Source organism: Aidingimonas lacisalsi (assembly GCF_008079445.1).
Lineage (GTDB): Bacteria > Pseudomonadota > Gammaproteobacteria > Pseudomonadales > Halomonadaceae > Aidingimonas > Aidingimonas lacisalsi.
In genome coordinates, this window is record NZ_VRYH01000003.1 from 14,627 (window position 1) to 28,667 (window position 14,041).

The 14,041-nt window shown below is 57.4% G+C and carries 12 protein-coding genes; 8 read left to right on the plus strand and 4 right to left on the minus strand.

Going from position 1 to position 14,041, the window contains the following annotated elements; genetic code table 11:
* Window positions 1-23 precede the first annotated feature (23 nt).
* From minC to sbcB, 4 genes are all read left to right on the plus strand, one after another.
* Entirely contained in the window at window positions 24-773 is a 750-nt protein-coding gene (gene minC, locus FVV99_RS06280) for a septum site-determining protein MinC (protein WP_148253217.1), read from the plus strand.
* A gap of 126 nt (window positions 774-899) precedes the next feature.
* Window positions 900-1,718 (plus strand): septum site-determining protein MinD, encoded by an 819-nt coding sequence (minD, locus tag FVV99_RS06285; RefSeq protein WP_148253218.1) that lies wholly within the window; start codon window positions 900-902, stop codon window positions 1,716-1,718.
* Window positions 1,715-1,966 carry a cell division topological specificity factor MinE gene (gene minE / locus FVV99_RS06290; RefSeq protein ID WP_148253219.1) on the plus strand — a complete coding sequence of 84 codons (252 nt, stop codon included), beginning with the start codon at window positions 1,715-1,717 and terminating at the stop codon, window positions 1,964-1,966. The genes minD and minE overlap by 4 nt, the downstream gene beginning before the upstream one ends.
* 112 nt (window positions 1,967-2,078) lie before the next feature.
* Window positions 2,079-3,539: an exodeoxyribonuclease I gene (sbcB, locus tag FVV99_RS06295; RefSeq protein ID WP_148253220.1), complete on the plus strand. Its 1,461-nt coding sequence runs from the start codon at window positions 2,079-2,081 to the stop codon at window positions 3,537-3,539.
* 66 nt (window positions 3,540-3,605) lie between these two features.
* On the opposite strand, the gene FVV99_RS06300 is transcribed toward sbcB, so the two are convergent.
* Window positions 3,606-6,506, minus strand: a complete 2,901-nt coding sequence (locus FVV99_RS06300; protein WP_148253221.1) for an insulinase family protein — start codon at window positions 6,504-6,506, stop codon at window positions 3,606-3,608.
* Window positions 6,506-7,192 (minus strand): SOS response-associated peptidase, encoded by a 687-nt coding sequence (locus FVV99_RS06305; protein ID WP_148253222.1) that lies wholly within the window; start codon window positions 7,190-7,192, stop codon window positions 6,506-6,508. Before FVV99_RS06305 ends, FVV99_RS06300 begins: the two co-directional genes overlap by 1 nt.
* 168 nt (window positions 7,193-7,360) lie before the next feature.
* Between FVV99_RS06305 and FVV99_RS06310 the strand changes: the two genes are divergently transcribed.
* Together FVV99_RS06310 and FVV99_RS06315 are read left to right on the plus strand one after the other, a co-directional pair.
* The gene (locus FVV99_RS06310) at window positions 7,361-7,975 is read left to right on the plus strand and encodes a TetR/AcrR family transcriptional regulator (RefSeq protein ID WP_148253223.1); all 615 of its coding nucleotides are present in this window, start codon (window positions 7,361-7,363) and stop codon (window positions 7,973-7,975) included.
* Window positions 7,972-9,870 (plus strand): MFS transporter, encoded by a 1,899-nt coding sequence (locus FVV99_RS06315; RefSeq protein ID WP_148253224.1) that lies wholly within the window; start codon window positions 7,972-7,974, stop codon window positions 9,868-9,870. The genes FVV99_RS06310 and FVV99_RS06315 overlap by 4 nt, the downstream gene beginning before the upstream one ends.
* 13 nt (window positions 9,871-9,883) lie before the next feature.
* Here the strand turns inward: FVV99_RS06315 and FVV99_RS06320 are convergent, their stop codons facing one another.
* Together FVV99_RS06320 and FVV99_RS06325 are read right to left on the minus strand one after the other, a co-directional pair.
* Complete coding sequence (locus tag FVV99_RS06320) at window positions 9,884-11,167, minus strand: HlyC/CorC family transporter (protein WP_148253225.1); 1,284 nt, start codon at window positions 11,165-11,167, stop codon at window positions 9,884-9,886.
* 73 nt (window positions 11,168-11,240) lie between these two features.
* Window positions 11,241-12,041, minus strand: coding sequence for a cytochrome C assembly family protein (locus FVV99_RS06325; protein ID WP_148253717.1), 801 nt, complete (start codon window positions 12,039-12,041; stop codon window positions 11,241-11,243).
* A gap of 205 nt (window positions 12,042-12,246) precedes the next feature.
* On the opposite strand from FVV99_RS06325, the gene ffh reads away from it, so the two are divergent.
* Together ffh and rpsP are read left to right on the plus strand one after the other, a co-directional pair.
* Entirely contained in the window at window positions 12,247-13,635 is a 1,389-nt protein-coding gene (gene ffh, locus FVV99_RS06330; protein WP_148253226.1) for a signal recognition particle protein, read from the plus strand.
* 140 nt (window positions 13,636-13,775) lie between these two features.
* Window positions 13,776-14,024: a 30S ribosomal protein S16 gene (rpsP, locus tag FVV99_RS06335; RefSeq protein ID WP_148253227.1), complete on the plus strand. Its 249-nt coding sequence runs from the start codon at window positions 13,776-13,778 to the stop codon at window positions 14,022-14,024.
* Window positions 14,025-14,041: the final 17 nt, after the last annotated feature.

Genomic DNA, 14,041 nt, shown 5'->3' on the forward strand with positions numbered 1-14,041 from the left:
ATCACCCGACGTGGAGTTCGGCAATGAGTCTTAATGTGGACAGGGCGGGTCTAGCCTTCACCTTCAAGGGCGGTATGCTGCCCATGACGGTCATGGAGCTGACGAGCGCCGATCCTGAGCGAATTCGTGACCAGTTGGCTGGCAAGTTGAGTCAATCTCCGGCCTTTTTTCAGCACACGCCGGTCGTGCTGAATGTCGAGAAGCTGGATGAACCTCATCTTGCGCTGGAACGTATCTGTGCCGTATGTCGTGCCCATAAACTGTTGCCAGTCGCTGTGCGTGGCGGTCCCGATCCTGTCAAGCAATCCGCTTGGGCACTGGGGCTGGGATGGTTCCCTCCGCAGGAAATCAAGCCCCGCAACCTGGAAAGCGTTGCGGCTGATACTCAGCCTGCCAAGGAAGACACCTTTGCAGCGGCGCGGCATGAAGAAACACCAGCCTCCAACGGCGGTCGCATTTATCGTGGAACCGTTCGATCCGGACAGCAACTCACTGCTCCTGAAGGCGACCTGGTCGTCGTTGGGTCCGTCAATGCCGGGGCCGAAGTACTGGCGGCAGGGAATATCCATGTCTACGGTGCGCTACGTGGACGGGCATTGGCCGGCATTCACGGCGACCATGACGCGAGCATTTTCTGTCGTGAACTGCACGCCGAGTTGCTTTCCGTCGCCGGTAACTACAAACGCCTGGAAGATGTCGACCCTCGGTTATTGAGTCAGCCCGTGCAAGTGCGACTGAGTGATGACCAACTGAGCATCGCGTCAATGAGCTAGCTGGAATTGGCGGCGGGCAATGCCCTATAGCTCATGGAATATCGGAGCTTGCAAGGCGATGGGATCAGCGTCAATGATTGCCGCCGATAACCATGTCGATCTCCAATCAACAACAGGACGTTTATCTTGGCCAAGATTATAGTAGTGACCTCGGGGAAAGGCGGGGTTGGTAAGACAACGAGTGCCGCAGCCATTGCGACGGGGTTGGCTCTGCGGGGCAACAAGACCATTGTCATCGATTTCGATGTGGGGCTGCGTAACCTGGATCTGGTCATGGGGTGCGAACGCCGCGTGGTGTACGACCTGGTCAATGTCATTCAGGGCGAGGCCGGGCTCAACCAGGCCATGATCCGGGACAAGCGGGTCGACAACCTGCACATTTTGCCGGCGTCGCAAACCCGGGACAAAGAAGCGTTGACCAGTGAAGGCATCGAGCAGGTGCTGGATGAACTCGTCAAGGATTTCGACTATATCCTCTGCGATTCTCCTGCTGGCATCGAACAGGGAGCGCAACTGGCGATGTACTATGCTGATGCAGCCGTCGTGGTGACGAATCCTGAGGTATCGTCAGTCCGTGATTCCGATCGAATTCTTGGGTTGCTGGCATCCAAGACCCGTCGCGCCGAACGCGGTCAGGATCCAGTGAAAGAGCACTTGCTGATCACACGTTACAACCCGACACGGGTGGACGATGGTGATATGCTTAATCTTGAGGATATTCGCGAGATACTCGCCATCGACCTGATCGGCTTGATTCCCGAGTCCGAAGCTGTATTGAGGTCATCCAATCAGGGGATTCCGGTGACGCATGATCAGAGCAGTGATGCGGGGCAGGCTTATACGGACACGGTGTCACGCTTGCTTGGCGAAGATGTTCCGCTGCGTTTTCATGAATATCAGAAGAAGGGCCTGTTTAGCCGCATGTTCGGGGGAGGTCGCCGTTGAAACTTCTTGACTTTCTCAAGGGTGAGCGCAAGAAATCGGCTTCGGTCGCCAAGGAACGGCTTCAGATCATTGTTGCTCATCAGCGTAGCCAACGCGATCAGCCGGATTACATGCCGATGCTCGAGCGGGAACTGCTCGAGGTGATTCGGCGCTATGTCCAGGTGGATCAGGATGCCATCAATATCAACCTCGATCGCGATGAGGATTGCTCTGTCCTGGAACTGAATGTGACGTTGCCGCGTTCCTGACGACCGCTGAGGCGTCGTCACTAGCCTGGGCAGTAGTGGCAAGGGCTGAGTGGTGGCGTCGGTCTGTGCTAGGCTGTTGCTCCCTGGCAATGACAATTGGAGAGTACGCTCCATGGCGCAGCCCAATGCCACTCCACACACGTTCCTGTGGCACGACTACGAAACATTTGGCGCCGACCCCCGCCGTGATCGTCCCGCTCAGTTTGCTGCTATCCGCACGGACGCAGATTTCAATGAGGTCGGTGAGCCGATCGAGTTGTATGCCAAACCTGCCGACGATGACATCCCGCATCCTCAGGCCTGCCTGATTACGGGTATCACTCCGCAGCATGCAAGTCGTCATGGCCTTCCAGAGACTGATTTTGCGGGTGCCATCAATGCTGCCATGAGCGAGCCGGGGACCTGCTCGCTTGGCTATAATAGCCTACGATTCGATGATGAAGTCAGCCGCCACCTTTTTTATCGTAACTTTCTCGACCCCTATGCTCGTGAGTGGCAGAACGGTAATTCACGCTGGGATCTGATCGATGCCGTTCGCGCGTTTCATGCCTTGCGCCCCGAAGGGATCGAGTGGCCACTGCGTGATGATGGCGCTCCCAGCTTCAAGCTCGAAGACCTCACCGCGGCCAATGGCATCGAGCATGCCGGGGCCCATGATGCGCTTGCCGATGTGAGAGCAACCATCGCACTGGCCAGCCTGCTCAAGACATCCAATCCGCGCTTGTTCGCTTACCTGTTACGGCTTCGCAGCAAGCGTGAAGTGGCCAAGTTGCTGGATATTCCGGCAGGCAAGCCGATGCTCCACATCTCCCGCCGTTATCCTGCGAGTCGGGCCTGTAGCGCTCTGATCATGCCGTTGGCCGAACACCCGACTAACCCCAACGGCGTCATCGTCTATGACCTGGCCGAAGATCCCGCGCCATTGTACGAACTTTCCGCCGAGCAAATTCGCGAGCGGGTCTTCGTCAGTGCTAGCGAGTTACCGGAAGGCGATGTACGTATCCCGCTCAAGGTGGTACATGTCAATCGTAGTCCGGTGCTGATGCCTCTGACGGCAGTCGATGACCAGGTCGCCAGGCGAACCGGCATCGATCGTGACGCTTGCGAGCGTCATTGGCAGGCCTTGCGGGAACAGCCCGACATGGCTCGCAAGGTGGCGTCGGTATTCACGGAATCAACCAACAGTCACCCCGATGATCCTGATTTGATGTTGTACTCGGGAGGCTTTTTCTCTCCATCTGATCGTCAGGAGATGCAGCGCGTGAGAGAGGCCGATCCGGAGCAACTGGTGGATACACCATTCGCGTTTCAGGACCCGCGGTTGGAAGACATGCTGTTTCGTTACCGGGCACGCAATCATCCTGATACATTGACCCATGAAGAGCAGGCCAGGTGGGATGCTTTTCGCTGGTCGCGCATGAACGATGGCGCCCTGGCATCCATGACGCTGCAACAGTTCGCTCGAGAAATCGAGCAACTCAATCAGCAGTCCCTCGATGACTGGCAGCGACAGGTGCTCGAAGAGCTCGTAATGCATGTCGAGGCAATCATGCCGCCTCAGGCGTTCGAATAGCATGCGTCGTCTCGTGGCCGAGCCTCGGAGAGAACGTGGAGGCTCGGCGATCACCCCATCAGTGTTTCACTCTTCCGGCAGTGGCTTGAGATCCGTCGTGAGTTCTAGAACATCGGTTGGCTCATCACCGGGATCGAAAGTGACGTCGACAACGGCATCATTGCGCAATCTCTGCCACGCATCACGCAACTCTTCCTGCGTCACTTCCATTACTCTGGCGGCGAGACGTTCACGTCGGTCGAAGTCGGTATCACCATAGGCCAAGGCATACCATAGCCGATTGGTGCGTTCTCCCAGCGATGTATCGCGTTGCAGAAGTCTGTCGCGAACCGCTTGGCGGTAGACGTTCAGTTCTTCTTCACCCAACGTATCCAGACGCTTGCCGAATTCCTCGAGAAAGGCGTCGATATGCGACTGGATCTGCTCGCTGTCGGTATCCGGGGACTGAACCAATAGTGACAGACCCGGCGCATCCAGCATGGGAGAGTAGCCAGCATTGACGACATATCCTAGTTGTTGTTCGGTACGCAGGCGATCGTAGAAAGGTGTGTCGATCAACTGACCCAACACGGACACTATCGCTTGGCTGGCCAGACTTCTGTCCGCCCCTTGCAAGTACCTTAATACGACGGATTCCTCACGCGACGTTTGTGGATGCAGTTCCGGCAGGTCGTGATCGATGGCCAAGGGCACGAGTCGAGGAATATCCTGGGCGCCGAGTCGAGGTTCAAGCGTATCCGCGACAACGCGGGCCATACTGGCCGCTTGTTCCGCTGTAATATTCCCGATGGCCATCGACTCGATACGCAGATTGTCGAGGAAGTGGCGCCGGTATTCGCGGACATCATCGGCGTTCAGCTCGGAGATCGCGTCAAGCAAGTCATCTGTCGGCCATTGAGGGCGCACCAACGTCTGGCTCAAGGTGCGGTTGGCTTGTCGATAGAGCGCGTCCTGAGGTTCGTTGCGCCAATTTCGCTCCAGGCGGTGACGTACGCGCTCGACGCTGCTCGATTGGATCTCTCCTTCAACCAATTGGGACAGTGCTTCGTGCATGACGAGTTCCTGACGATCACGCCACCCCGAAAACGCGAGGGTGATACCGCGCGAATGGGCATAAGGGTCGAAGCTCTGGCCAGCCAGGCGAGCCGGATAAAAGGTTTCATTGAGACTATCGCCGAGCCAGCCGGCCAGCAGTCGTGCTAGCACCGCTTCTTTGGCACTCTTGGCTGCGTCGGGATGCTGCAGGCTGAATCGCCATTCGACCTTCGGGATGGAGAACGTGCTGTCAGCTTGGAGCCAGAAGGTAAAGCTCTCGTCGTCGATACGCTGTTGAGGCACGTCATCCTGCACGTCGAGCAGTGTCAGATCCTTGGCGATATATGGATTGGGGGGCGGGAGTTCGAGGCCGGATAACGCAGTCACAGAGGTATCGGTCCCGTTCACGATCTCATAAGACGCCTGGAACCAGGGGGATTGTTGGTTACCTTCGACATCCGGGCCACTATACAGCCGTATCAGGTTATCCGGTGTCAGAGCGTCCAGGTATGTCTCGATTTGTCCGGTATCATAGCCATCCATGCGATATGGTGCGTAGTTGACGTCCTCCAGAGGGTAGTAGGCCAGATTCATGGAGAGGCGCATGGCGCTTTGTAACGTTGAGCCATGTTGCTGGAAACGAAAATCCTGTTCGGCCAGACGCGCTTGTTCGTCATATCGCCACTCATCGAGTCCTTTCTCCTTGATCAGGTCGATAGTGTCGAACAGCGTTGCCTGGATTCGCGGCAGTTGCTCGGCGCCCTTGGGCGTCAGGCTGATATCAATGGTGAAGAGCGCGTGGTTGCCATCAGATCGTCCGGTCCCCGCAGAGAGTCCATCGGCCAGACCTGCATCACGGAGTTCCGCGAGTAGGCTTCCCTCCCCTTCATGCCCCAGCAGATTGGCCAGGTAGGCGGCCGGCTTGGTTCGATAATCCCTCTGGGGATCGGGAATGGGAAAGGCAAAACGCACGCTGCGACTATCCCTGAGTGAGTGCATGTTTGCAGCGATTGGAAGCTCGTCATCAACGGCCAGAGGTTCCTTGATTTCAACCCGTTCCCGATCATTGTCGGCAATACCGGCAAAGCGTGTTCGGGTCATCGTCTCGAGTTCATCGAGTGGTTGGGGAGCGACGATGGCCAACTGCATGACATTGGCATCGTAGAAACGGTGATAGAAGTCGATGACTCGCTCGCGCAGACTGGGCTCGCCTTCCGGTCGGTCCGCCAGTGTCTCGCGACTGCCCACGGAGAAGCCCGTGGTTGGATTGTGCGGATTTAAAAGTTGGTTCATGACATCGTTCGTGCGCCGGCCATCATCGCGCAGACGTGATTGGTACTCGGAATGCACTACATTACGTTCACTGCTCAATTGATCGGCATTGAACTTCGGCGCGATGAAGAAACGACTGAAACGGTCTAGCGCCCCACCCAGTGCATCGGGCTCGATGTCGAAGAAGTAATTGGTATCACGCGTTGCGGTGAACGCATTGTGATTGCCGCCATGTCGGCTGAGATAGCTCTGATAGGCATCGGGCGCCGGGTACTCGTCGGTTCCCAGGAACAACATATGCTCGAGCAGGTGCGCCAATCCTGCCAGGTCGTCAGGATCGTTGGCGCTGCCTACGCCGACGTTCATCGAGGCGGCTGCCTTATCCGCCTCAGGATCACTGACCAGCAATACCTCAAGGCCATTGTCCAACTCGAGAGTCCGGTAGTCCCGGCTATCGTGTGGGCTTACCTTGGGTGTTGCGACCTTGGTGACGCCTTCCGGCGTCTCTTCCTTGGCATGGCCGGTGCCCGGCCAGGTGGCGCCGGCGATGATAATGCCGGATATAGCAGCTGCGGCCAGATGATGAAGGATGCCTGCCAAGTGGTTGCCGGTGTGGCCATGGTGCCAAGAGTCGCGAAAAGTGGAAGGTAGCGTACGCATCATCTCTCCTGTGTGTGATGCTGACAAAGCATGGGGCCTGTGGGATGGGCACATGCCCATTCCTGACAAGCCGGATCGTTCACTCGCTTTGATACCGGAAAGGCGCCCAACAGTTCCCCCGCTGGTGGGTGCAACATCGATTCGACTTGCTGCCTGGACGTCTCGGGATGCAGCCAGTCCACTGCAGACTCCGGGGACATGAGGGCAGGGAGGCGGTCGCTCAAGGGGTCGAGAAACGGGGGGGATGCCACTGTGATCAAGGCCATGGAATCATGATAGTGATGGCCGGTCGTGGGGAAACGGCACCACAGACCCGCAAGAAGGAGAGGGCCTCGGTCGATGCGTGTCACTAGGAAAGGCTGTTTCATACGAGGCAGTGATTTCCAGATATAGACCCCTCCAACGGGAACGAGACAACGCTGTGTGTCGAGTGCCTCGGCAAACATCGGACGGGATGACAGCGTTTCCGCCCGGGCACAATGTTGAGCATGGTCCAGCACCTTTAGCCACGGGGGGGTGAACCCCCAGAATGCGTTGACCTGATGGGGATTGTGCGTCTCCCAGCGGACGATCGATAGCGGCTGGCGTGGAGCCAGGTTAGGGCTGCTATGCAATGGGGCATCGACCGTCAGGCCGGGTAGCAGGGTCTCCGTTGTCAATGAGGGAATATACAGACGGCCTGCCATGAGGGCTCCGAAAAGCGAGGTTGAAAGGCATCTACGGTTGCCAAATGCGCGTTGGTTGGGCTGCAGTCGGCCCGCGTTGGCGATGCGTTCTACAATGTAGGTCGAAAACAGTGTTCGATTGCGCTATTCTGGGCCCTGTCCGATAGTGTATCAACATGCGAGGTGATCATGGCACGTCCCAGACAGCATGCGCCAGAAGCGTTGCATGCCCAGGTCATGTCGGCATGTGATGCCTGGCTCAAGGACCATCCCGTACACTCGCTATCCTTGCGCGCCCTGGCCCGTGAGGTGGGATGTGCTCCCAGCACCTTGCTCAAGCTCTACGGTAGCTTCGGTAATCTCCTGCAACACGTCAATATCGAAACGCTTGCGCATCTGCGCAATGCGATAGAAGGCTTGAGCGATGCCGGTCCGGAATCCCGCTTGAAGGGACTGGCCACAGCGTATTGGCAATTTGCCCAGCAGGAGCCCTACCGCTGGCAGTTGCTGTTTGATTATCCCCTGGCCCAGGAAGGTGAACTCGACCAGCGTCAGAATCACCTGATAGAGGTTCTCTTCGTTCGGGTCGAAGGTACTCTCAAGGAGTACCAGCCTGCGTTGGATGATGCAGAAGCCAGACGACTCGCACGGACACTATGGGGAAGCGTCCATGGTTTGGTGCAGCTAGGCTTGAATGAGCGCCTGGGGTATTGGCAGGGACAGCAATTGGATGTCAGTGATTTGATCGATCAATTGCTGTCGACCATTCTCGCGGGCCTCGGGCAGGCATCGAGGGCAACGTGAGTTTGCGGGTGCTGCTCCAGCGCCGCTTTGCTGCTCTCTTCTTGACCCAGGTGCTGGGAGCGATAAACGACAATGTCTTCCGCCACTTCCTGATTTTGACCCTGGCTTATGCCGCAATTCCACGCCGTGAGTGGGAGTCGGGGCTGGTCATCAATCTCGCTGTCGTGCTGTTTCTGCTTCCTTACCTGCTGGTATCGGCCTGGGGGGGCGTGCTGGCTGATCGGTATGATCGAACGCTCTTGATTCGTCGACTCAAATTACTGGAGTTGGCCATCATCCTGCTCGCTGTGGCAGTGATCGGACTGGGCCATGAAGTGCTGCTATGGATACTGTTGCTGATGATGGGTGTCCAGTCGGCTCTCTTCGCTCCGGTGAAGTATGCCTTGTTACCACAGTTGGTATCACCAACCGAATTGCTGCATGGCAATGCCTGGATGGGGTTGGGGATTTTTGTGGCCATGCCTCTGGGGATCTTGCTCGTGGGTATCATGGTCTCCCTACCCGAGCCCTGGCAGCGTATCGTCATCATGAGCACACTGTTGATGCTAGCCGTGGCAGGAGTGGCGGCGAGTTTAATGGTGCCTCGTGTCGCTGAGCCCAGAGGGGGACACTCCGTCGCGCTCCTGGGCACCTCCCTTCCCCATCGTCTGATCCGGCAGGCGAGTCGTGAGCAGAAATTATTTCCGGCCATTCTGGGAATCAGTCTGTTCTGGTTTCTGGTCGTTGGCTATCTGGCTTCGCTGCCGAGCTGGGAAGCGCTGCCAGGCAGTGGTGCTGGTGAAGGCATGGCTGTCCTGCTGATGGCGTTTTCTCTGGGTGGGGCGGTGGGGGCCCTGTTCTGTGCTCGGATTTCAGCAGGACGCCTGGAAATGGGGTTGGTCCCAATGGGCGCGATATTGATGGGGGTGTCAGGCCTCTATTTGGCTGGATTGTCTACCAATGGCCGGTTGCCGGAGGCGTTGATGGACATTTCGCTTTGGCAATGGGGGGCCGGTTTTGCATTGGTGGGCGTCGGTGGCGGCCTTTTCGTCGTACCGCTGTATACGCTGTTGCAGATCATCAGCCGGGATGCGCAGCGGGGACAAATGATTGCCGCCAATAACATTGTCAATGCGGTGTCGATGGTAGTGGCCATGCTCTATGCCACTGCCATGATGGCGTGGCTGGATGTCGGACAACGACGGTTCGTTGCCAGCTTGGGCGTCATCGCCTTGCTGGTTGGCCTGGTGTTGGTTACGCGCCGTCCTCGGCCGGTGCTGCGACTGCTGGTGTTCACCTTGGTTCACCTCATCTATCGGCTACGCTTCCGCGGTCGCCATCATGTTCCTGCGCGCGGAGCCGCGCTTGTTGTCTGCAATCATGTCAGCTTCATGGATGCGTTGGTCGTTGGTGGTGCCAGCCCTAGACCATTGCGATTTCTCATGGATCGGCCAATCTATGAGTCGCCATGGCTGAATTGGTGGTTTCGCATTGTCGGTGCCATCCCCGTCGATGCTGATCGACGCGACCCGGGGAGTGTGCGTCGAGCACTGGATGAAGTCAGTCATGCATTGCGTAATGGCGAAGTGGTCATGCTGTTTCCCGAAGGTCGTTTAACTCCCGATGGCGACATTCACCCTTTTCGCCGAGGCCTGGATATCATCCTTGCACGTGATCCTGTGCCGGTCGTTCCTGCGGGGCTTGCCGGCTTGTGGGGGTCATGGACATCACACTATGGTGGGCGTGCATTGACCAAGGTGCCGCGACGTTTCCGTGCGCGGGTGGCACTGTATTTCGGCGAGCCCTTGACGCCGCAACAGGCGCGACGGGGGGAAGGGGAGGCACGTGTGCGCCGTTTGAAGGAGGAGGCGGAGCGATGGGTGGAGCCTGCTGCCGCATCCCTGTCTGATACCTGAATACGCGTGGCAGTCAGACCGCCTGTAGGGTGCGCCGTGCGTGCTGCCAGCAGCGGGCCGAGGTGATCAGCTTGTCGTGGACGTCGATGATTTCCATACGCGTGGTGCCTACCTGTAGACACGCGGGGCCATCGGGAAACGACTCCAGGTGTTCCAGGATCAAACCATTCAAGGTTTTGGGACCGTCGATGGGGAGTTGCCAGCCTAGCGTCTTGTTGAGTTCGCGTATGTTGGCGGTGCCCTCGATTACGTAGCTGCCATCATCCTGGGGGTGAATCTCTTTCTGCATGCCGGCGACATCGGTCGTGAATTCGCCGACGATTTCTTCGAGGATATCTTCCAGCGTGACGAGACCTTCAACGTCACCATACTCGTCGACCACGATACCAATGCGCCGTTTCTGCTGCTGGAAATTGAGTAGCTGTGTATGCAATGGCGTCGACTCCGGGATGAAATAGGGTTCCCGAGCTTCTTGAACGATCGCGGCTTTGGTGACCTGCTGACGCGACAGGAAGCGTGCCGCATTGCGTAAGTGGAGCATGCCGATGATATTGTTGATGTCACCCTTGTATACGGGGACTCGTGTGTGCTGACTGGTGCGGATCTGGGCCAGGATGCTGTCGAGATCGTCATCGAGATCGATCCCGGCGACTTCATGGCGGGGAACCATGATGTCATTGACCGTGACGTTTTCCAGGTCAAGGATGGAGAGCAGCATGGCCCGGTGGCGGTGTGGAATGAGGGTGCCGGCTTCGTGAACGACGCTACGTAGTTCGTCGCGGGTCAGACTATCGGCATTGCCATCGATGTGTTTCACCCCCATCAAGCGTAACAGGCCGTTGGAAATCATGTTGACGAGCCAGACGAAGGGGTAAAGAATTTTGAGCAGAGGTTCCAGGGCTATCGAGGCGGGAAAGGCAATGCGCTCGGGTTTGACCGCTGCAAAGGTCTTGGGGGTGACCTCGGCAAAGATCAGGATAGCAATCGTCAGTATGATCGTGGCTATTGCCGGCCCGGAGACTTCACCGAAGTAGTGTACGGCGATGATGGTGGCGATCGAGGCAGCCAGATTGTTGACGAAGTTATTGCCGATCAAGATGACGCCGATCAGCCTGTCGGGGCGTGACAGCAAACGTGTCACGCGCTCCGCAGCAGGCTCACCACCGTTGGCCTGGTGATTCAAGCGATACCGGTTGATTGACATCATGCCTGTTTCTGAACTGGAGAAAAAAGCCGACAGGCAGATCAGTAGAAGTAACAGACCGAATAGAAGTCCTAGCGGGAAGTCGTCGCTCAAGATCGATGGATCCTCGATGGCATGTCTGGCTGTTTGTAGGGATAACCGACCAACGTGTCAAGGTGACGGTTGTCTAAGAGCGCTGGAAAATGATCTCCAGAGCGAATTTGCTGCCAAAATAGGCAAGCAGCAAAAGCACGAAGCCGCCGAGTGTCCAGCGAACCGCAGTGAGTCCTCGCCAGCCCAGCCAGTGATGCCCCGCGAGCAGCAGCGAAAAGATCGCCCAGGCGGCCAAGGATAAAATCGTCTTGTGGGCCAGGTGTTGAGCAAACAGGTTGTCGACGAACAGAAAGCCGCTAATGATGGAGAGCGTCAGTAAGGCCAGACCTCCCCAGATGAGCTTGAACAGGGCCCGTTCCATGGTCGTCAGCGGCGGAAGTGCTTGTACGATCCCCACGGTATGATGGTGACGTAGCGCCTGATTCTGTAGCCCCAGAAGCATGGCTTGTCCCGCGGCGATGATCAGCACAGCAAAAGCCAGTACCGAACTGATGGCATGCAGGGCAATGCCCGGGGTCAGTCCATGCCCGGGCACGGGATCGTGCATGTCGGCAATTAGCAGCAGGCTGGCAGCGGCCAGCGGAAACAAGGCAACCGAGACGTTCAGCAAGGGCAGCATCAGGCTGACCAATAGCAGCAGGAAAACCACCACACCACTGGCGAAGACGACGCTGGAGGCCAAGTCCAGTCTCAGGCCACCGTGTTCGACAATCGTGCTGGTGATCACTAGCACATGGCATGATAGTGCCAGTAGACCGAGACTGCGCACGAGTATGGGGCGTTGAGATACGCGTCTTACTAGCGCCAGGCCTTGCCAAGTCGTGGCGCCGAGGTAGAGGATGATAGCCAGTAAAGCAAAAGGAAGCGCCTGCATCGATTGCTGTCCATGCGCCGTGGGTGTCGGCGTCGCGGTCGTGAAAACAGGGTAATAGAAATACTTACGCAAGCGAACACTATACCGAAGTCTCCGCCCCGCGCACAGCCGGTCGGAATCGATGCATCAGGATTGCATGGAGACTGGCCCAGGTAAGGCGTATAATCACCGAGCAAAGGCTAGGCATACCCGCCGGAGAGGCAACATGTTCGAGAGTCTGACAGATCGTCTGTCGAAAACACTCAAGTCAATCAGTGGTCAGGCAAAACTGACCAATGACAATATTCAGGATACGTTACGCGAAGTGCGTCGTGCCTTGCTCGAGGCCGATGTTGCATTGCCGGTAGTAAAGGCATTCATCGAGCGTGTGCGCGAGCGCGCAGTCGGTCAGGAAGTGTCCAAAAGCCTGTCGCCGGGGCAGCAATTCGTCAAGATCGTTCAGCAGGAACTCGAGGCGATCATGGGCGAGGGCAATGTGCCGCTCGAACTCAAGGCTCAACCCTCGGTCATTTTGATGGCCGGTCTGCAAGGTTCCGGCAAGACGACGTCGGTAGCCAAACTGGCGCGTTACCTGCGAGAGCGTGAAAAGAAGAAGGTGCTGGTGGTTTCGGCCGATATCTACCGTCCGGCTGCAATCGACCAACTGGAGTCGTTGGCTGATGAGGTGGAGGTGGACTTCTTCCCCTCGCAGAGCGATCAGCAACCGGTAGCCATCGCCAATGCGGCGATCAAGCACGCCAAGATTCAATTCCACGACGTCGTTATCGTCGATACCGCGGGTCGGTTGCACGTCGACGGCGACATGATGGAAGAGATCCGGGCGCTGCATAAGGCGGTATCTCCGGAAGAGACATTGTTCGTTGTTGATGCCATGACCGGTCAGGATGCTGCCAATACGGCCAAGGCGTTCCATGATACCCTCCCTCTGACGGGGGTTATCCTGACCAAGGCGGACGGCGATGCGCGTGGCGGCGCGGCGCTTTCGGTGCGTCATGTTACCGGCAAGCCGATCAAGTTCATGGGGATGGGGGAAAAGGTCGATGCGCTGGAATCGTTCCACCCTGACCGCGTGGCTTCACGAATCCTCGGCATGGGGGACGTACTGTCCCTGATCGAGGAAGCCGAGCGTACTGTCGACAAGGGGAAGGCCGACAAACTCGCCAAGAAAGTCAAAAAAGGGAAAGGGTTCGACCTCGAAGATTTCCGCGATCAGCTTCAGCAGCTCAAGAAAATGGGCGGAATGGGCGGTTTGATGGGCAAGCTGCCCGGCATGGGGCAAATGGCCGAGATGGCGCAGGGGCCAGGCCCTGAAAAAGAGCTCGGCAAGCTAGAAGCCTTGATCAATTCCATGACTCCCCATGAACGTCGCAAACCGGAAATCATCAATGGCTCGCGCAAGCGTCGCATCGCTGCTGGTGCTGGTTTGCAGGTCCCTGACCTCAATCGCCTGCTCAAGCAGCACAAGCAGATGCAGAAGATGATGAAGAAAGCGGGCAAGAAAGGCGGAATGGAGAACATGATGCGTGGCCTCCCCGGAATGGGCGGTGGTCCTGGGGGGCCTGGAGGAGGTCCCGGCGGCATGCCCTGGCGCTGATGTGGGCTGTCAAGGAAAAGGTTTCCAACTGGACGCGATTTCCGTAGAATACCGCGTCTTCGTGGCAAGACTGTGCGGTTGCGCGTAGTCCAATGCCCAGATATTCATTCTGCAAATCCAACTGAAGGACAGATAACGCAATGGTTACCATTCGTCTGGCACGTGCTGGCGCCAAGAAGCGTCCCTTCTATCACTTGGCGGTCAGCGATTCGCGTAATCCTCGTGATGGTCGTTTCATCGAGCACGTAGGCTTCTTCAATCCGGTCGCGCGGGGTCAGGAAGAGCGTCTGCGTATCGACCTCGACCGAATCAGCCACTGGCAGAATCATGGTGCTCAGGTCTCCGACCGCGTCGCCGAGTTGATCAAGGAAGCCCGCAAGCAAGCTTGATGCATCCCTCCGATGGA

What these genes read in the sequence shown, in the direction of transcription:
- minC (WP_148253217.1), top strand. Translation starts at nt 24, where the DNA reads ATGAGTCTTAATGTGGACAGGGCGGGTCTAGCCTTCACCTTCAAGGGC.
- sbcB (WP_148253220.1), top strand. Translation starts at nt 2,079, where the DNA reads ATGGCGCAGCCCAATGCCACTCCACACACGTTCCTGTGGCACGACTAC.
- FVV99_RS06300 (WP_148253221.1), bottom strand. Translation starts at nt 6,506, where the DNA reads ATGCGTACGCTACCTTCCACTTTTCGCGACTCTTGGCACCATGGCCAC.
- FVV99_RS06305 (WP_148253222.1), bottom strand. Translation starts at nt 7,192, where the DNA reads ATGGCAGGCCGTCTGTATATTCCCTCATTGACAACGGAGACCCTGCTA.
- FVV99_RS06310 (WP_148253223.1), top strand. Translation starts at nt 7,361, where the DNA reads ATGGCACGTCCCAGACAGCATGCGCCAGAAGCGTTGCATGCCCAGGTC.
- FVV99_RS06325 (WP_148253717.1), bottom strand. Translation starts at nt 12,041, where the DNA reads ATGCAGGCGCTTCCTTTTGCTTTACTGGCTATCATCCTCTACCTCGGC.
- ffh (WP_148253226.1), top strand. Translation starts at nt 12,247, where the DNA reads ATGTTCGAGAGTCTGACAGATCGTCTGTCGAAAACACTCAAGTCAATC.
- rpsP (WP_148253227.1), top strand. Translation starts at nt 13,776, where the DNA reads ATGGTTACCATTCGTCTGGCACGTGCTGGCGCCAAGAAGCGTCCCTTC.